General features: G+C 73.7%; 10 protein-coding genes. 1 reads left to right on the top strand and 9 read right to left on the bottom strand.

Annotated features, from left to right (window positions below; genetic code table 11):
- Positions 1–3: 3 nt before the first annotated feature.
- From IE275_RS07475 to lepA, 4 genes are all read right to left on the bottom strand, one after another.
- Positions 4–1,908: a SpoIIE family protein phosphatase gene (locus IE275_RS07475; protein WP_189708970.1), complete on the bottom strand. Its 1,905-nt coding sequence runs from the start codon at positions 1,906–1,908 to the stop codon at positions 4–6.
- 304 nt (positions 1,909–2,212) lie between these two features.
- Positions 2,213–8,020: a PDDEXK-like endonuclease domain-containing protein gene (locus IE275_RS07480; protein ID WP_189708972.1), complete on the bottom strand. Its 5,808-nt coding sequence runs from the start codon at positions 8,018–8,020 to the stop codon at positions 2,213–2,215.
- Between the two features lie 277 nt (positions 8,021–8,297).
- Complete coding sequence (locus IE275_RS07485; protein ID WP_189708973.1) at positions 8,298–10,172, bottom strand: AMP-dependent synthetase/ligase; 1,875 nt, start codon at positions 10,170–10,172, stop codon at positions 8,298–8,300.
- A gap of 230 nt (positions 10,173–10,402) precedes the next feature.
- Entirely contained in the window at positions 10,403–12,271 is a 1,869-nt protein-coding gene (gene lepA, locus IE275_RS07490) for a translation elongation factor 4 (protein WP_189708975.1), read from the bottom strand.
- 220 nt (positions 12,272–12,491) lie between these two features.
- Here lepA and rpsT point away from each other — a divergent pair, with 220 nt between their 5' ends.
- Positions 12,492–12,758 carry a 30S ribosomal protein S20 gene (rpsT, locus tag IE275_RS07495; RefSeq protein WP_189708977.1) on the top strand — a complete coding sequence of 89 codons (267 nt, stop codon included), beginning with the start codon at positions 12,492–12,494 and terminating at the stop codon, positions 12,756–12,758.
- A 230-nt stretch (positions 12,759–12,988) separates the two neighbouring features.
- Here rpsT and IE275_RS07500 read toward each other — a convergent pair whose 3' ends face one another.
- The 5 genes from IE275_RS07500 to IE275_RS07520 all read right to left on the bottom strand — a co-directional run bounded on the left by IE275_RS07500 (position 12,989) and on the right by IE275_RS07520 (position 18,496).
- Entirely contained in the window at positions 12,989–13,387 is a 399-nt protein-coding gene (locus tag IE275_RS07500; RefSeq protein ID WP_189708979.1) for a nuclear transport factor 2 family protein, read from the bottom strand.
- Positions 13,388–13,454: 67 nt separating this feature from the next.
- Entirely contained in the window at positions 13,455–14,441 is a 987-nt protein-coding gene (holA, locus tag IE275_RS07505; RefSeq protein WP_189708981.1) for a DNA polymerase III subunit delta, read from the bottom strand.
- Between the two features lie 175 nt (positions 14,442–14,616).
- A complete protein-coding gene (locus IE275_RS07510; RefSeq protein WP_189708983.1) occupies positions 14,617–14,862 on the bottom strand; it encodes a hypothetical protein in 246 nt (81 codons plus the stop codon).
- A gap of 78 nt (positions 14,863–14,940) precedes the next feature.
- Positions 14,941–15,819: an arylamine N-acetyltransferase family protein gene (locus IE275_RS07515; protein ID WP_189708985.1), complete on the bottom strand. Its 879-nt coding sequence runs from the start codon at positions 15,817–15,819 to the stop codon at positions 14,941–14,943.
- Between the two features lie 4 nt (positions 15,820–15,823).
- Positions 15,824–18,496, bottom strand: a complete 2,673-nt coding sequence (locus tag IE275_RS07520; RefSeq protein ID WP_373299187.1) for a ComEC/Rec2 family competence protein — start codon at positions 18,494–18,496, stop codon at positions 15,824–15,826.
- Positions 18,497–18,543 lie beyond the last annotated feature (47 nt).

An 18,543-nucleotide genomic window follows, 5' to 3' on the forward strand; every position in this document is an offset into this window, starting at 1 on the left:
GGATTACTCCGCCTGGAGGACCAGCAGCGCCAGATCGTCCTCCGGCGGCCGCTCCCCGAAGTCGTGCACCAGGTCACGGATCCGCTCGGCGATCATGTCCGCGTCGAGTCCGGTGCAGCCGGCCAGCGCGGTGGCGAGACCGTCGCCGTCGTCGAACTGGCGGGAGCCCGAGCGCCGCTCGGTCACCCCGTCGGTGACGCACAGCAGACTGTCGCCCGAGCGCAGCTCCAGGGTGTCGCAGGTGTACGTGACGTCCTCGACGACCCCGAGCAGGGTCTGCGGGCGCGCCCCCGTGGCGACGGAGCCGTCGGGCCCCAGCAGCAGCGGCAGCGGGTGCCCGGCGGAGGCGAGGGTGCAGCGCACCCCGCCCTCGAAGGGGGCCAGCTCCCCGTAGAGGAGGGAGAGGAAGCGGGTCTGCGGGCCGTCGGTGGGTCCGGCCGGGCCGACGAAGGCGCGGGCGGCGGCGTCGGCGGCCTCGGTGGCGTCGTCGAGGAGGAGCTGGTTGAGGCGGTCGAGGACGTCGGCGACGCCGTAGCCCTCGCGGGCGAGCAGGCGCAGCCAGGGCCGGGCCAGGCCGATCACGACGGCCGCCTCCGGGCCCTTGCCCTGCACATCGCCGACGGCGAAGCACCAGCGGCCGTCGCCGGCCGGGAACAGGTCGTAGAAGTCGCCGCTCGGCCCGCCCTGCTCGCGCGGCTCGTACACCAGGGCGCTGCGCACGCCCGGGATCTCGGCGACCGCGCCGGGCAGCAGCCCGCGCTGGAGGACGGCGCTGATGGTGGCCTGGCGGGCGTACTGGCGGGCCGCGCCGATGGCGAGCGCCACCCGGCGGCCGAGATCCTCGACGAGCCCGGTGACCTCGTCGGGGAAGCCGTTCGGCCCCGCCCGCCCGATGACCAGGGTGCCCAGCGGGCGGCCGCCGGCGATCAGCCGGTAGGCGAGGGCCGTGCCCTGCGGGCCGAGGACCGCGCCGGGCCAGGGGAAGGGGGCGGGCCCCGAGCTGAGCCCGTCGGGCGGACGCGGCGGGTCCTTCTCCAGGGCCCGGCGCAGCTCCTCGACACGGTTCTCGCTGCCGTGCCAGGCCCGGGCGAGCCGGGGTCCCGGCCAGCCGGGCCACTCGCCGCCCGGACCGCTCAGCTCGTCCTCCAGCCACACCGCGCACCAGTCGGCGAGCCGGGGCACCAGCAGCTGGCTGGTGAGCGCGGCGACCAGATCCTCGTCGAGCTGCCCGGCGAGCAGGTCGGAGGCCTCGGCGAGGAAGGAGAGGGCGCCCCGGTTGAGCCAGTCCCGGCCGTCCTGGCCGCAGGGGCCGTCCTGGCCGTCCGGTACGGCGGGCCGGGGGTCGGGGGCGAGGGCCTCCAGCAGGCCGAAGGCGGTCCCGGGCACGCCGTCGGCGTCGTACGGCTCGGCCGGCACCAGCCGCGCCCAGACCGTCTTCGCACCCCGGCGGTACGTCACTCCCCAGGCGTCGGCCAGCGCCGCGACCAGCCGCAGGCCACGGCCGTACTCCGGGATCTCGTAGGACGGTTCGGGGCTGCCGTCGCGCGGGGCGCGGGAGGGGTGGTGGTCGGACACCTCGACGACCACGGCACAGCCCTCGGGCCCCGCCTCCAGCCGGCAGAGCAGCCCGACGTCCGTGCCGGCGTGCACCACGGCGTTGGTGACCAGTTCGCTGACGACGAGTATCGCGTCCTCGGCGAGGCGTTCGGCGAGCTTCTCCGCGCCGGGGAGGCCGAGCCCGGCCCACTCCACGAGCGTGGCCCTCACCAGGTCCCGGGCGGTCCCGGGCGCGAGCGAACTCCCGGTCAGGGTGACCTCGGTGTGCGGGGAGGGGGCCACCCGAAAGGCATGGGCCGACGCGTCACCGGCACAGGAGTAGAACTCCCGCTGGGTCGGAATGGCCCCCATGCACAGCTCCCCTGCACGTTCGGAGGACGACGCCTCGATCAGTGCCGCCAGAGTGACAGAACGGCCCCGTCCATAAGCAAGGGGTTACCGAATGGGCCGCGATGAGGGAGAACCGTGCTACGGGTGTGTCCGAAGACGAACGGTTCGACGACGGATTCCGAGCGTCCGGACTATGCCCTCTGCTCATCCATGCCGGGAACGTGCCGCTCGGTGCTTGGTCGGTGCCTGCTCCGTCCTTTCGGTGCGCCTCGGTGCCGGGTCGGTTCGCGGGTGGCACCGCCCGGTGCTCGGGCGGTGCCACCCGTCAGTCCTTCACGTACCGGACGACGACGCGCATGCCGGTGCCGCGCTCCGTCCGCCAGCGCACCTCGTCGCCGACCTCCCGCCCCATCAGCGCCCGGCCCAGCGCGGAGTCGGGACTGAGCCGTTCCGCCTCGTCGCCGGCGAGCATCGCGATCTCGTACGTCGTGATCCCGGGGTCGTCCGGGTCCTCCACGCCGACCAGGCAGCCGGGCGCCACCGTCGTCCCGCCCGTCAGGGTCGAGTCGGGCGTCACCCGGTCCAGCAGGTCCCGCAGCAGGCTTCGGCGCTCGCGCAGCGCCGTCCGCCGTCGGTCGAGGTCCGCCAGCTGCGCCTGCCGCGAGGACGAGTCGACGGCCACGATCTCGGGCAGGGGCCGCTCCAGCTCGTCCTGGACCCGCCCCAACTCGCGGTGCACCCGGCGGTGGGCGGCGGGACTGAGCCGCTCCACCCCGGAGCCGGTGGAGGAGGCGGGGAGGGGGACAGGGACAGGGTCGGGCGTGACAGTGGGGGCAGGTGCGGGTGCGGGTGCGGTGGTGCGTACCGGCTGGCGCGGTACGCCGGGCAGCGGGCCGTCCGCCGTCCGGTCCGTGGCCCGGCGCACCCGCAGCAGCTCCGTCGTACGGCCGTCGGAGGCGCCGGCGGAGCCGGGCGCGTGGTAGCGGGCCAGCCCGGTCTGGCCGGTGTGGCCCAGGACCGGTACGTCGGCATGGGCGATCGCGGCCCGGATCATGGCCTGTATCTCGGCGTGGGCGACCCGTACGACCGCCCGGCCGCCGCGCGCCACCTCCACGACGTCGGCCCCCGGGAACCCGGGTACCCCCACGCCCGCGAGGAACCGTGCGGTGCTCTTCACGGAACGGCCCATGCTGAACGCGTGCTGGGCCGCGTTGACCTCGTCCCGGTGCAGCCGCACGACGGAGACGAACTCCGGCGTCCCGTCCCCGCCGCGGTCGGCCGCCGAGGCCCGCCGGACGTCCTGCCGCCCGTCCGCGCCGGAACGCGCCGACCGGCCGTCCGCCGCGGGAGCCGCCGCAGGGGCCGCCGGCGCGGTGCGGACGCCCTTGCGGGAGTCCTCCGCAGGGGCCGACACCGGCCCGGTCCGCGACCCGGCCTCGCGCGTGGCGCTGGACTGCTGCGGCGGCGTGGCCGTGGGCGGCTGCGCCGCGGGGCGCCGGACACCGGTGCCGGCCCGCGGCCCGGCGGGCTCGGCCGTGCCGACGGACTCCGGAGCACGGTCGGCCGGCTCCGGGGCATGGGGCCGAGAGATGGCCGGCGGGTCGGCCGGACGGCGCTCGGCCGGCCCGCCCGCACCGGCAGCCGTACGCCCGTCGCCGCCCGCCGTGCGGCTGCCGGGCCCCGGCAGCCGTGCCGCCGTCTCGATCCCGAGCCGCTCGATCTGCTCCCACAGCGGTTCCAGCGCGCGCTCGGGGTCGAGGAAGAACCGGCTGCCCCGGATCCGGACGAACGTCCAGCCCACCCGCTCCAGTTCGCGCTGGCGGGCCGCGTCCGCGTCCGCGTTCTCCTCGGTGTGGAAGGCGTCGCCGTCGCACTCGACCGCCAGCCGGCGCGTCCCGCCCTCGACGACGAGGTCGATACGGAAGCGCCCGGCGGGGTACTGCGGCCGCACCCGGTAGCCGCGCGCCCGCAGCGCCAGATAGACACGCTGTTCGAAGAGGCTGTCGAAGGCCTCGTGCGGAACGTCCGGCCGGACCTCGCCGAGCACCGCGCCGTCCTGCTCCTCGGCGGGGCGGGAGAACCAGTCGAGGTAGGCGCGCCGCAGATCGCTCTCGCCCAGTTCGGTGAGCGCGACGCTGTGGAACAGCCACACCTGGTCGCGGGCCCGGGACGCGGCGACGTTGATGTGCTGCCGGTACAGCGCGCTGTTGTAGGAGCCGATGCGGCGCGGCCCGTCCGGCCCGGTGAGCGAGGTGACCAGGCCGACGAGGACGACATCCCGCTCGTCGCCCTGGAACTCCTCCGCGTTGCCCACCCGCAGCCGCCGCCGCTGCCGCTCGTCGAGCGGGATGCGGTCCGCCAGCAGATCCTCGATGAGGAACTTCTGGCCGGCCCCGAGCAGGGTGATGACCCCCATGGTGCGGCCCGCGTAGGCGGGGTCCGCGATGCAGCGGGCCACCGTGTCGACGAGGGCTTCCGCCTCGGGCCGGTTGATCTGCTTCTGTCCGCTGCCCTCCACGAAGCCGTCGGCCACATGGACCGACCGCAGCGGAGGCAGCCGGTCGGCGCCGTACTGCCGCAGGGGCTGGAGGCGGCCGCCGTAGCAGAGTTCGTTGGAGAAGCCGATGATCTCCGGCATGCAGCGGAAGTGCTCCTGGAGCATCAGCCTGCCGCGGCCGCCGGCGAGTCCGGACGCGATGTCGAAGAGGCTCGCGGTCGGGGTGAAGAGGTTGCGCCGGGCGGCGGGCAGTTCGCCGAGGAGCCGCCGCTGGAGGGCGAACTGCTCGTCGTGGTCCACCCCCACCTGCGCCGGGCTGACCTGCTGGTCGTCCCCGACGACGATCACCTTCGCGCCGAGCCAGGCGAGCAGCAGCGCTTCGGGGCCGGACTGGCTCGCCTCGTCGATGATCACGACGTCGAAGCGTCCGGCCCGGTCCATCGGCACGGTCTCGGTCACCTGGTGCAGCGGCATGATCCAGGCCGGCACCGCCTCCTGGCTGGCCTGGAGGCTCTCGCGGGCCTGACGGCGGTAGGTCGCCGCGTACTTGCCGGTGCCCTTGCCGAGCCTGCGGACGTTCTGCTGGTAGGAGGTGAGGGCCACGGCCTGGTCGTCGGTGAGCCGGGACAGACAGGTGTACCAGGCCCGGTCGGCCGCCAGCCGTTCCAGGCTGATGCGGATCTCGGCGTCGGCCTCGGTGAGCTGCCGCTGCTGCCGGTTCTCGGCCTCGGGGTCCGTCAGTTCCGTCATCCGCGTGTGCCAGGCCGACCAGGCCCAGGCGGCGTCGAAGTCCGCGAGGCGGGTGTCCCACGCGGGGTCCTGCGGGCCGGACTCCAGCGGGTCGGCGACGTCGGGGAGGACCGCGGCCACCCGCCGGTAGGCGTCGTCGCAGGCCGTCTTGCGGGCCAGGGCCTCCCGGAGGTCGTCGAGGTCCGCGACGGCGGCGGCGTACGCGTCCGGGTCGCGGGCCTCGACGGCGGCGCGGGTCCGGTCGACGGCCGGCGGGACACCGCGCCGGTGCGCCGAGGCCCGCAGCACGTCGAGGGCGTCGTCGATCAGGGCGCGCGCGGGGTCGGCGGCGCGGCGGGCCGCCCGCGCCCGCAGCACACCGCGGACGGTGTCGACCGTCGTGGGGTCGCTCCAGTCGGCGCCGGCGAGGCCGGGGGCGTCGGCCGCGGCCAGCACGACGTCCCGCCGCAGATCGGCGAGGGCGGTGAGCGTGGCCAGGGTGGCGGCGTCCTGGCGGAGGCGGGCGATCCGGCGGGGGCCGGGCTGCCAGGCGCCGACGCCGTCGCCCCACTCCCGCTCGATGTCCTGGAGGTGCCGCTCCAGGGTGATCCGGTGCAGTACGGCGGCCGCCGCGGCCTCGGTCTCCACGGTGCGGCCGTCGGCCCGGACCGCCTCCGGGAAGTCGCCGACGGCCTTGCGCAGCCGGGTCTTCATCCCGAACGTGCCGCGCAGCCGCTCGCCGGCCGCGAGACCGTCGCGCAGGGTGGTGGCGAGACCGAGCGCGGTCGGGACGTCGTACGCCTCCAGGCCGCTGACCAGGGTGGCGCCCAGGGCGTGGGCCGCCTCCTCGATGGCGGCGAGGGCGGCCGTGGTGCGCTCGTGCCGGCTGCGGATGCCGATGTCCTGCCCGGCGAGCACCTCGCGGCGCGGCCCGGCGGCCCAGTCGGCGGGCAGGGCCGCGGCCGCCGCGTCCTGGGCCGTGAAGCGGTCGAGTACGGCGGCCAGCCGCTCCTGCCGGTCGGCGCTCAGGGCGGCCACCGCGTCGTCGACGCGCGTGCCGGAGCCGTGGGTGCGCAGCGCGGTGAGGTCGGCCTCCGCGGCGCGGAGCGTGCCGACCGCGTCGGCGAAGGCGAGGTGGGCGGGCAGCCGGCCGGGCTCGGGGAGCGCGGCGGTGACGGTGGCGGCGAGCGCGCGGTGCCGGTCGGTGAAGGCGAGGGCCGCGCGCCGCAGCGCGGTCAGGTCGGCCGGGGCCAGGGTGGGGGTGGGGCCGGGCACGGGGCCGATCCAGGCCAGCCGCGGCCGTTCGTCCGCGAGCCGCTCGGCGATGCGGGCCAGCGTGCCCTCGTAGTCGCCGATCTCGGCGGGGTGGCGGAAGGTCTCCTGCTCGCGCAGGGCCCGCAGGGTCTTCAGGGCGCGGGCCTGGGCGGAACGGGCGGAGCGCAGACGCTCCTCGTGCTCCTGGATGCGGCGCCGGTAGAACTGCGGGTCGAAGTCGCCCTGGCGGTCGAGGATCGCCTTGACCGACTGCTCCAGCTCCTGCTGTCCGGTGCCGTCGTCGGTACGGCTGACGCACAGCTCGCGCACGCTGGCGGGGAGTTTGTCCCGCAGCACCTTCAGGGCGCGGGCGGTGTGGCTGGTGATCAGCACCCGGTTGCCGTGCGCCAGGAGGTCGGTGACCAGGTTGGCGATGGTGTGCGTCTTGCCGGTGCCCGGCGGGCCCTGGACGACGACGAGGTCGCGGTCGCGCAGCCGCTCGGCGATGGTGCGCTGCTCGTCGTTGGAGGGCAGCGCGAAGTACAGCTCCGGTGAACCGCCGCGGGCCTGCGGCGTGCCGGGCTCACCGAGCGGGCGGTCGCCGCCGGCTCCGGCGACGGCCCGCAGCAGCGCGGTGGGTTCGGCCCCCTGCTCGATGCTCACGGCGACGCCGCGCAGCGCCTCCAGCATGCTGCGCCGGGTGCGCTCGCGCAGGAGCAGCGCGGGAGCGAAGCCCACGACCGGCACGGTGGGGTCGCCGGACGCGCGCTGCCGGGCGGGCGCGGGGTCGTAGCGGCCGGCCTCGTGGGCGGCGATGGTCCAGGTGGTCAGGGCGCGGTGGAGCTGGTCGGCCAGGGCGGGGTCGGTGGTGTCGCCCGCGGCCTCCAGTTCCTGGCGGACGAGGGCGCGGATCTCGGCGCGGGCCTTCTGCCCGGCGTCGAGCATGGACTCCTCCAGGACGGGGCCGCCCTGCTGCGGGTCGGGTCCGGCGGTGATCGCGCCCGTGTCGGGGTCGATGGAGACGACGGCCCGGCAGGTGAGCAGATGGCGGCGGACCGGTTCGTCCTGCGCGGACCAGGTCAGATGGCCGAAGGCCATGACCAGTTCGTAGCTCTCGCCGAGTTCGGAGGCGTCCACGCAGAGCCGGTACAGCCGGTCGTAGGCGCGCACGAGCGGCTTCATGGCGCGGTCGCGTCGCGCCCAGCCCTCCCATGCGCGGGCCCAGGCGCGGTGCTGCTCGCGCACCAGGTCGCGCTGCGGGAAGTCCTCCAGTGCGACGGTGACACGGCCGGTGCGCAGGGTGCCGCCCGCCGAGACCTCGTCGGCGGGTATCTCGGCGTGCTGCCGCGGTGCGGGCGCGGTCTCCCGGGCGGAGTCGCGGACCTCCCGGCCGTCGATCCAGTGGGTGAGGGGTGCGGCGGGGGTGGGCGGGTCGTGCCGGAGCGGGCGGGGTGCGCGCAGCCACAACGGGGTGTCGCCGGGGACGACTTCGGTGAGGAAGGAGTCGAACTGCGCGGGCAGGTCGGCGAACCAGACCTGGTGCCGGGCGTCGTCGAGGGTCCGCACCGGCCTGGTGCGGCTCTCACCGACCTCCGCCAGATAGCGGAAGACATGGCGGACGATGTCGTCGGGCGTCGCGACGGAACCGGGCACGAGCACCTCGCTGAACCAAGGGGAAAGGAAGTGTGGAGATGGTGTGCGCATCCTATGCGGCACGTCTGACATCGCGGCCCATAGGTCGATTTCCGCACCCTTGCCCCGCCCTGACACTCCGTTCCCGGACGCCCCTGCCGCGGACACCCCGTTCCCGGACGCCGCGCCCCGGGACACTCCGGACGCACAGCGACCAGGCTCCCGGGACGCACGGCGGCCGGCCCCGGACGCACGACGGCCCCGGAAGGCCGGATCGCCTTCCGGGGCCGTCCTGCTGTCACGCCTCGCGGGATCCCGCGTACATCTCGTCGATCAGGTGCTTGTACTCCCGCTCCACGACCGGGCGCTTCAGCTTCAGGCTCGGGGTGATCTCTCCGTGCTCCACGTCGAGGTCACGGGGCAGCAGCCGGAACTTCTTGATGGTCTGCCACTTCTGGAGACCCTCGTTCAGCTGCCGGACGTACCCCTCGACGAGGGCGACCGTCGCCGGCGCCGCGACGATCTCGGCGTAGGACTTGCCCTCGAGGCCGTTGTCCTTGGCCCAGTCCAGCAGGGACACCTCGTCGAGCGCGATGAGCGCGGTGCAGAAGTTCCGGTCGGCGCCGTGCACCAGGATGTTGGAGACGTACGGGCAGACCGCCTTGAACTGGCCCTCGACCTCGGCGGGCGCGATGTACTTGCCCCCGGAGGTCTTGATGAGGTCCTTCTTGCGGTCGGTGATCCGCAGATAGCCGTCGGGCGACAGCTCGCCGATGTCGCCGGTGTGGAACCAGCCGTCGGCCTCCAGGACCTCCGCCGTCTTCTCGGGCAGCCCGTGGTAGCCCTCCATGATGCCGGGGCCGCGCAGCAGGATCTCGCCGTCCTCGGCGATCCGCACCTCGGTGCCGGGCAGCGGCTTGCCGACCGTGCCGGTGCGGTAGGCCTCGCCGGGGTTCACGAAGGAGGCCGCGGAGGACTCGGTGAGGCCGTAGCCCTCCAGGATGTGGATGCCGGCGCCGGCGAAGAAGTAGCCGATCTCCGGGGCGAGGGCGGCGGAGCCGGAGACACAGGCGCGCAGGTTGCCGCCGAAGGCCTCGCGGATCTTCGCGTAGACGAGCGCGTCGGCGACCTTGTGCTTGGAGGCGAGCCCGAACGGCGCGGTGCGGGTGCCGGTGCGCTTGAAGTTGTCCTGGGTGACCTTGGCGTACTCGCGGGAGACCTCGGCCGCCCACTGGAAGATCTTGTACTTGGCGCCGCCGCCGGCCCGGGCCTTCGCCGCGACCCCGTTGTAGACCTTCTCGAAGATGCGCGGCACGGCGGCCATGTACGTCGGCCGGACCACCGGAAGGTTCTCGATGATCTTGTCGACGCGGCCGTCGACGGCGGTGACGTGCCCGACCTCGATCTGGCCGGAGGTGAGCACCTTGCCGAAGACGTGCGCGAGCGGCAGCCACAGGTACTGCACGTCGTCCGCGCCGACCAGGCCGGTCGCGGCGATCGCCTTCGCCATGTACGACCAGTTGTCGTGCGGGAGACGGACGCCCTTGGGGCGGCCGGTGGTGCCCGAGGTGTAGATGAGGGTGGCGAGCTGGTCCTTGGTGATCGCGCCGACCCGCTCCTTGATCAGCTGGGCGTCCTTCTCCAGCCGGGCGGCACCGCGCTTCTCCAGCTCGTCGAGGGTGAGGATCCAGTCGGTGCTCTCCACGCCGGCCGGGTCGATCACCACCACATGCGTCAGGGCGGGCAGCTCGGCGCGCTTCTCGACGGCCTTGGCGAGCTGGGCGGCGTCCTCCGCGATCAGCACCCGGCTCTCGGAGTCGGAGAGGATGTACGCCGACTCCTCCGCGTTGGTCTGCGGGTAGACGGTGGTGGTGGCCGCGCCGGCGCACATGATGCCGAGGTCGGCGAGGATCCACTCGAGCCGGGTGGAGGCGGCCAGCGCCACCCGCTGCTCGGGCTGCACCCCCAGCTCGATGAGCCCGGCCGCGATCGCGTAGACCCGCTCGGCGGCCTGCGCCCAGGTCAGCGACTTCCAGTCGTCGGGCCCCTGACCGGACGCGGCGGGCACCGGATACCGGTACGCCTCCGCGTCGGGCGTGGCGGACACGCGCTCCAGGAAGAGGCCCGCGACGGACGGCGGACGGTTCTCGATCAGTGTCTGTGTGTCGCTCACGACATCCTCCGGGGCCCGCGACGGTGCGGCTGGCTCATTGCGGCTGTTTTCACTCACGACTACTTCGCTCGCGACCTTGTTTAACTCGCGAGTAACTACCGAGCAGGGATCAGAGTAGAGGGCGACTGGCCAGCGCGTAAGGGGCCACGGAGGGTTACTTTCACCTGACCACGCACACAGGGCCCGCCGCGCCGAAGCGCGACGGGCCCTGTGTGGCGGTCCGCACGTGACTACTTCTTGCCCTTGGCGGAGCCTCCGCTGTCGTCGCTGCTCAGTACCGCGATGAAGGCTTCCTGCGGAACCTCCACGGAACCCACCATCTTCATCCGCTTCTTGCCTTCCTTCTGCTTCTCCAGCAGCTTCCGCTTACGGGAGATGTCACCGCCGTAACACTTGGCGAGGACGTCCTTGCGGATGGCGCGGATGGTCTCGCGGGCGATGACCCGGGAGCCGATGGCGGCCTGGATCGGCACCTCGAAGGCCTGCCGCGGGATCAGCTCGCGCAGCTTGGCGACCAGCCGCACCCCGTACGCGTACGCGGCGTCCTTGTGGGTGATCGCCGAGAAGGCGTCCACCTTGTCGCCGTGCAGCAGGATGTCGACCTTGACCAGGCTGGAGGTCTGCTCACCGGTGGGCTCGTAGTCCAGCGACGCGTAGCCGCGCGTCTTCGACTTCAGCTGGTCGAAGAAGTCGAACACGATCTCGGCGAGCGGCAGGGTGTAGCGGATCTCGACCCGGTCCTCGGAGAGGTAGTCCATGCCGAGCAGGGTGCCGCGCCGGGTCTGGCACAGCTCCATGATCGAGCCGATGAACTCGGTCGGCGCCAGGATGGTGGCCCGCACGACCGGCTCGTACACCTCGGTGATCTTCCCCTCGGGGAACTCGCTCGGGTTGGTGACGATGTGCTCGCTGCGGTCCTCCATGACCACCCGGTAGACCACGTTGGGCGCGGTGGCGATCAGGTCGAGACCGAACTCGCGCTCCAGCCGCTCACGGATCACGTCGAGGTGCAGCAGGCCGAGGAAACCGACGCGGAAGCCGAAGCCGAGGGCCGCGGAGGTCTCCGGCTCGTAGACCAGCGCGGCGTCGTTCAGCTGGAGCTTGTCGAGGGCGTCCCGCAGCTCGGGATAGTCGGAGCCGTCCAGCGGATACAGACCCGAGAAGACCATCGGCTTCGGGTCCTTGTAACCGCCGAGCGCCTCCGTGGCCCCCTTGTGCAGGGTGGTGATGGTGTCACCGACCTTGGACTGGCGGACGTCCTTCACGCCGGTGATCAGATAGCCCACCTCGCCGACACCGAGGCCGTCGGCCGACTTCATCTCGGGGGCCGAGACGCCGATCTCCAGCAGCTCGTGGGTCGCGCCGGTGGACATCATCCGGATCCGCTCACGCTTGTTGAGCTGGCCGTCGATGACACGGACGTACGTGACCACGCCCCGGTACGAGTCGTACACGGAGTCGAAGATCATCGCGCGGGCGGGCGCGTCGGCGACACCGACCGGGGCGGGGATCTCGGCGACGACCTTGTCGAGCAGCGCCTCGACACCCAGGCCGGTCTTGGCGGAGACCTTCAGCACGTCCGAGGGGTCGCACCCGATGAGGTTGGCGAGCTCCTCGGAGAACTTCTCCGGCTGGGCGGCCGGCAGGTCGATCTTGTTCAGTACGGGGATGATCTTGAGGTCGTTCTCCATCGCCAGGTAGAGGTTGGCGAGGGTCTGGGCCTCGATCCCCTGGGCGGCGTCGACGAGCAGGACCGTGCCCTCGCAGGCCGCGAGGGACCGCGACACCTCGTACGTGAAGTCGACGTGCCCGGGGGTGTCGATCATGTTGAGGATGTGGGTGTTGCCCGGATCCTCGGAGGGTGCCCAGGGCAGCCGGACCGCCTGGGACTTGATCGTGATGCCGCGCTCGCGCTCGATGTCCATGCGGTCGAGGTACTGGGCGCGCATCTGCCGCTGATCGACCACCCCGGTCAGCTGGAGCATGCGGTCGGCGAGCGTGGACTTGCCGTGGTCGATGTGCGCGATGATGCAGAAATTGCGGATCAGAGCCGGGGCGGTACGGCTCGGCTCGGGCACATTGTTAGGGGTCGCGGGCACGCAGGGTCCTGTCTCTTGAGGCGCCTTATGCCTCGGGTCGGATCTATACGTAGGCTCCATGGTCCCACGGGCGGCGACCGGGGGCCGGTTTGGGCCATTCTCCGGCCCACTGGTAACGTGGAGGGCTGTGTCTCATGCCCTCTCAGCGCGAGACACACCTCAGAAATCACCTGGTACGGGTCCCGAGCGGTCCCGTGCCTGAACCTGCAAAGGCTCATTCGTGGCGAACATCAAGTCCCAGATCAAGCGGATCAAGACCAACGAGAAGGCTCGGCTGCGCAACAAGGCCGTCAAGTCCTCCCTGAAGACCGCGATCCGCAAGGCCCGCGAGGCCGCTGCCGCGGGTGACGTCGAGAAGGCCACCGAGCTCCAGCGCGCTGCCGCGCGTCAGCTCGACAAGGCCGTCTCGAAGGGCGTCATCCACAAGAACCAGGCCGCCAACAAGAAGTCGGCGCTGGCTTCCAAGGTCACGACCCTCAAGGGCTGAACCCCTTCTTTGATCTGACCGGATCCCGAGGGATCCGACACGCCGGAAGGACCCAGGGCGGGCCCTCTCTCATCCGCCCCCGACCGGCACCCACGGATCCGCGCACGGCCTGCGTTCGCCACGCGGGCGCGGATCCAACAGCGTGACGCGAAGGCCCCGGCCGCCCGCCCTTCCCCAGGGCGGGCGGCCGGGGCCTTCGGCATGCGGGTACCGGTGCGGTGGTCCTGTGCTCACATCCAGAACTGGTCGGCCGTCTCCATGTCCGCGACGCACTCGTCGAGGTCGCTGATCTTGTCCCCGACGATCCGGAAGACGATCCCGCCCATCTCGTCGATGTGCTTGCCGCTCCGGTCGGCGGTGAAGTGGTGCACGGACATGACGTGCCCACGGCCGTCGACGAAGAGATTGCGCAACTCGACGCGGAACGATCCGCCCGTCTCCGAGTAGAGCCGGCCGTAGTAGTCGTTCAGGACCGCGTCGATCCCCTTGTAGTCCCCGGAGAGCGGGTGCGAGCCGGGTACGTGGTGCGTACAGTCCCCGGTCATCATCGAGCGCAGGGTGTCCATGTCTCCGCTTTGGAAGGCCTCGTAGCCCTCGCGGACGAGCTTGGCGTGCGGGTGTTCAGCCATGGAGATCGCCACCTTTCCCAGTCCGGCGACATACGGCTGATACGCACGATTCTCCTCTCCGGAGGGCCTATCGGCCTCTGGAACGAGCCGCCCGCGCGACGGCCACGACCGCCTTCTCCAAGGCGTACTCCGGGTCGTCCCCGGCGCCCTTCACCCCGGCGTCCGCCTCGGCCACGGCCCGCAGTGCCAGGGCCACCCCATCGGGTGTCCAGCCCCGCATCTGCTGTCTGACCCGGTCGATCTTCCACGGCGGCATGCCCAGCTCCCGCGCGAGATCGGCGGGCCGCCCGCCCCGCGCCGAGGAGAGCTTGCCGATGGCCCGGACGCCCTGCGCGAGCGCGCTGGTGATCAACACGGGCGCGACACCGGTGGCCAGCGACCAGCGCAGCGCCTCCAGCGCCTCCGCGGCCCGCCCCTCCACGGCCCGGTCGGCGACCGTGAAGCTCGACGCCTCGGCCCGCCCGGTGTAGTACCGCCCCACGACGGCCTCGTCGATGGTCCCCTCGATGTCGGCGACCAGCTGGGTCACCGCCGAGGCCAGCTCCCGCAGATCACTGCCGATGGAGTCCACCAGCGCCTGGCAGGCCTCGGGGGTGGCGGAGCGCCCGGTCACCCGGAACTCCTGCCGCACGAACGCCAGCCGGTCCGCCGGTTTGGTCATCTTCGGACAGGCCACCTCCCGCGCCCCCACCTTGCGCGCGGCGTCCAGCAGCCCCTTCCCCTTGACCCCGCCGGCGTGCAGCAGCACCAGCGTGATCTCCTCGGCGGGCGCCCCGAGATACGCCTTCACGTCCTTGACCGTGTCGGCCGAGAGGTCCTGCGCGTTGCGGACGACCACGACCTTGCGCTCGGAGAACAGCGAGGGGCTGGTCAGCTCGGCGAGCGTGCCCGGCTGCAACTGCTCCGGGGACAGATCACGCACGTCCGTGTCCGCGTCGGCGGCCCGCGCGGCGGCCACCACCTCCTGCACGGCACGGTCGAGCAGCAGCTCCTCCTGCCCGACGGCAAGCGTCACCGGGGCGAGGGGGTCGTCGTTCGCAGTCTTCCTGGCCATCCCCGACAGCATCCCACGAGCCACTGACAAGGAGACGCGGACGAGTGGACGGGCGGGCCGCGGGCGAGAGCCCTCCGGGGAGCGCGGGGAACCCCGAGACCGAGGCACCGCCCTCAGCCGCGCGCCACTCCGGGCGCCACCGCTGCCCGCAGCCCCCGCAGCCCCCGGCGGGTTGTCACGGCTCCTCGCGCCACCCGTCCCACTCCCCCGCGAACTCGTCCAGCGCCTCCGCGTCCAACCGCCGTTCCTCGTCCCGCAGGACAACCAGCCACTGCGCGTCCTCCGCATCGTCCTCCCCGGCCAACGCGTCACGGACGATCCGCGGCTCCTCCTTCACCCCGAACCGTTCCCCGAGCGCTTCCGCCACCTCCTCCGCGGCATCGCGGTCCGGCAGCACCAGCACATGTCTCACATCGCTCACGCACCCATTTTCCGGCACGCCCGCGCGGCGACCGGCACGGGCCGGACCGTCGGCACGATCCGCCCTCCGGCGGGCCGGCTATGCCCCACCGCGCGGCTTCACCGTCGGTACCTCCCCCAACTCGATCCCGAACCGCTCCCGGTACACCGCCAGCACCTCCTCGTCCGTCGCCAGGTCCCGTTCCTCACTCGTCCCGTCGAGCGCCGTCACCTTCAACCGGCGCCCGCTGAGCGTGACCCGCCCCCCGTCCAGCGTGACCCGCGAGCAGACCAGCGACTTCGTGAAGTGCGACTCCGGCGCCGTACGGTGCCACCAGGCGCCGGCCCTGAAGTCGCGCAGCGCCCGGGGACGCGCCTCCAGGCGGTACTCCCGCGAGCCGTTCCGCACGACGTCCAGATCGGCCGCCTCCGACCGCCGCGCCGCCCGCCCCGTGCCGCCCTTCACCCCGGCCGCGTCCGGACCGGCCTCGACGATCCGGAACGCGCCCCCGGGATCCTCCTGCTCGGCACGGTCGTCCCAGCGGAGCGGGTAGTGGCTGTGCGCCCCGAACCCCACGTCCGCCAGCCAGTCCCCGGCATCCACCGTCCGCACCCGCAACGCGAGATGGTCGTACGGGATCCCGAGCCGCCCCTGCTCCCCGTACACCCGCGCCGCGAGCAGCGTCACGTCGAACCCCACCGCCGCCAGCAGCGCCCCGAACGCCCCGTTCAGCTCGTAACAGAACCCTCCCCTGCCCGCGTCGACGATCTTCTCGACCAGCCGCGCCGGCTCCAGCTCGATCTCCTCGCCCAGGTGGACCGACAGGTTCTCGAAGGGCACGGCCCGCAGATGCCGCAGATGCAGCTCACGCAGGACGTCGACGGTGGGCCAGGCGGGCTCCTCGGCCCCGAGGCGGCGCAGATAGGCATCGACCAGACGGGTGTCGAGCGGGCGGGAAGCGACCGGTGCGGAATCCATGCCCTCAGTCTCGCGCCACCCGCAGCGCACCGCCGGTACCCACGACCGCCAACGCCCCGTCCCGATCCGTCCGCAGTACCGCCGCGCCGCCCGCGCGCAGCGCCGCGACCGTGCTCGCTGCGGGATGCCCGTACGGGTTGTCCGCGCCGCACGAGATCAGTGCCAGCCGTGGCGCCACCAGGCGTATCAGGCCCGGGTCCTGGTACGCCGAACCGTGATGCGCCACCTTCAGCACGTCCACCCCGCTCAGCAGCGCCGCCGCCGGTGAACGCGCCAGCGCCCGCTGGCCCGGGGGTTCGAGGTCCCCGAGCAGCAGCATCCGCAGCCCGGCCGACCGCACCAACAGCGTCACGCTCGCGTCGTTCGGTCCCTCCGGCTCCGGTACCGGCGCCGCGGGGCCGCCCGGGAGCGGGCCGGGCCGAGCCCTCGGGGGAGGCCACAGCACCTCCCAGTCGAGGGAACCGGCCCTGCGCCGCTCCCCCGCCACGGCCCGCCCGACCGGCACCCTCCGCGCCGCCGCCTCCCGCCGCACGAACTCCACCTGTGCCGGAGGCTCCTCGAACCCGGTGGTCTCGATCGCCCCCACCTCCCGACCCCGCAGCACCCCGGGCAACCCGGCGACATGGTCGGCGTGAAAGTGGGTCAGGACGACCAGCGGCACCCTGGTGATGCCGAGGGTGCGAAGACAGTGGTCGACCAGCGCCGGATCCGGACCGGCGTCCACCACCACGCCGGTGCCGTCACCCGCCGCGAGGACCGTCGCATCGCCCTGCCCCACATCGCACATCGCCAGCCGCCAGCCCGGCGGCGGCCAGCCCGTGAGCACCCGGGTCAGCGGCGGCGGCTGCACCACCGCCAGGACGAGCAGCACCCCGCACACCCCGCACAGCCACGGCCGCCCCAGCAGCCGCCGTCCGAACAGCACCGTCGCCGCCGTGGCGAGGGCGAGCAGCAGCGCCCCGCCCCAGCCGCCCGGCCAGTCCACTCCCCCGCCCGGCAGCGCCGCCCCGGCCCGCGCGATGCCCGCGATCCAGCCGGCCGGCCAACTCGCGCACCAGGCGAGCGCCTTGGCCACCGGCATCGCCACGGGCGCCGTCACCAGCGCGGCGAAACCCAGCACCGTGGCGGGCGCCACCGCGAACTCCACCAGCAGGTTGCACGGCACCGCCACCAGGCTCACCCGCGCCGACAGCACCGCCACGACCGGCGCGCACAGGGCCTGCGCGGCCCCCGCCGCCGCCAGCGCCTCCGCGAGCCGCGGCGGCACCCCGCGCCGTCGCAGCGCGGCACTCCAGCGCGGCGCCACCGTCAGCAGGGCTCCCGTCGCGAGCACCGACAGCAGGAACCCGTAACTCCGGGCCAGCCACGGGTCGTACAGCACCAGCAGCAGGACCGCCGTCGCCAGTGCCGGGAGCAGCGACCTGCGGCGGCCGGTCGCGAGGGCGAGCAGGACGACGGCCCCGCAGGCGGCCGCGCGCAGCACGCTCGGGTCGGGCCGGCACACCACGACGAACCCGAGGGTGAGGCCCGCGCCGAGCAGCGCCGTCGTCCGCAGCGAGATGCCGAGGCGCGGTGCCAGGCCCCGCCGCTCCACCCGCTGCGCCAGGCCGGGCGGTCCGAGGAGCAGCGCGAGGATGATCGTGAGGTTGCTTCCCGAGACGGCCAGGGTGTGGGCGAGGTCCGTCTCCTTGAACGCCTCGTCCAGTTCCGGGGTGATCCGTCCGGTGTCCCCGACGACCAGCCCCGGCAGCAGCGCCCGGGCGTCCGCCGGCAGCCCGTCGGTGGCCGTGCGCAGTCCCGCCCGCAGCCGCCCGGCCAGCCGCTGGGCCGCGGACGGCGCCGCCACGACCGTCGGCTCCGTGCCGTCGCGTACCCGCAGCACCCCGGCGATCCGGTCCCCTCCGGCCAGGGCTGGGGCCAGCCGGCCGGTCACCCGCACCCGGGTGGACGGCAGCAGCCCGAGCCACGGCGAGCCGTCCGGCCCACCCGCTCCCTCGTCGACGTCCACGATCATCAACACCGGCGCCCGTGTCGCCGTCGCCCCGCCGTCCGCGCCCTCGACCCGGCGCACCTCGGCGTGGACCAGCACCGCGTCCGGCGTCACACGGTCCCCTCTGACCCGGGGCCGGGTGAGCCGCGGATCGGACGTGATCTCGGCCTCGGCCGTGACGGTCGTGTACTCCCGCGCCAGCCCCGGCACCGGCCCCCGCCGCACATCGGCCCCGTGCAGCCCGGCGGAGACGGCCGCCCCGCCGGCGCAGAGCAGCACGGCGGCGAGGGTGGCACGCACCCAGCGGCCCCGGCCCGGCGGAAACCGATCGCCTCGGGCCCGCCCCGACGCCCCGGCCCCGGCACCCCCGGCCACTCTCGACCCCTCGGCCCCAGGACCCCCGGCCGCTCTCGACCCCTCGGCCCCAGGACCCCCGGCCGCCCCCGGCACCTCCGCCGGGGAAGCACCGTCGCCCGGGACCCGGTGCCCCCGCCGCCCCACGCCCCACAAGGCACCCGCGAGCACCAGGCACACCAGCGCGACACCGACCGCCACCTCCGGTGACGCGTCCAACGCGAGCGCCGCCGTCGCCCACGCCGCGAGCGCGGGCGGGACCAGCCGCAGATCCGCCGGCCCCTCCTGGCGGGGATGGGCGTCGCCCAGCCGTGTCCCGGAAGCCACGTGCACGGCTCGACGGCCCCGGGAGCCGGGACCCGCCCGCACCTCCCCGCCGG

Source organism: Streptomyces phaeofaciens, from assembly GCF_014648915.1.
In the GTDB taxonomy this organism is placed as follows: Bacteria; Actinomycetota; Actinomycetes; order Streptomycetales; family Streptomycetaceae; genus Streptomyces; species Streptomyces phaeofaciens.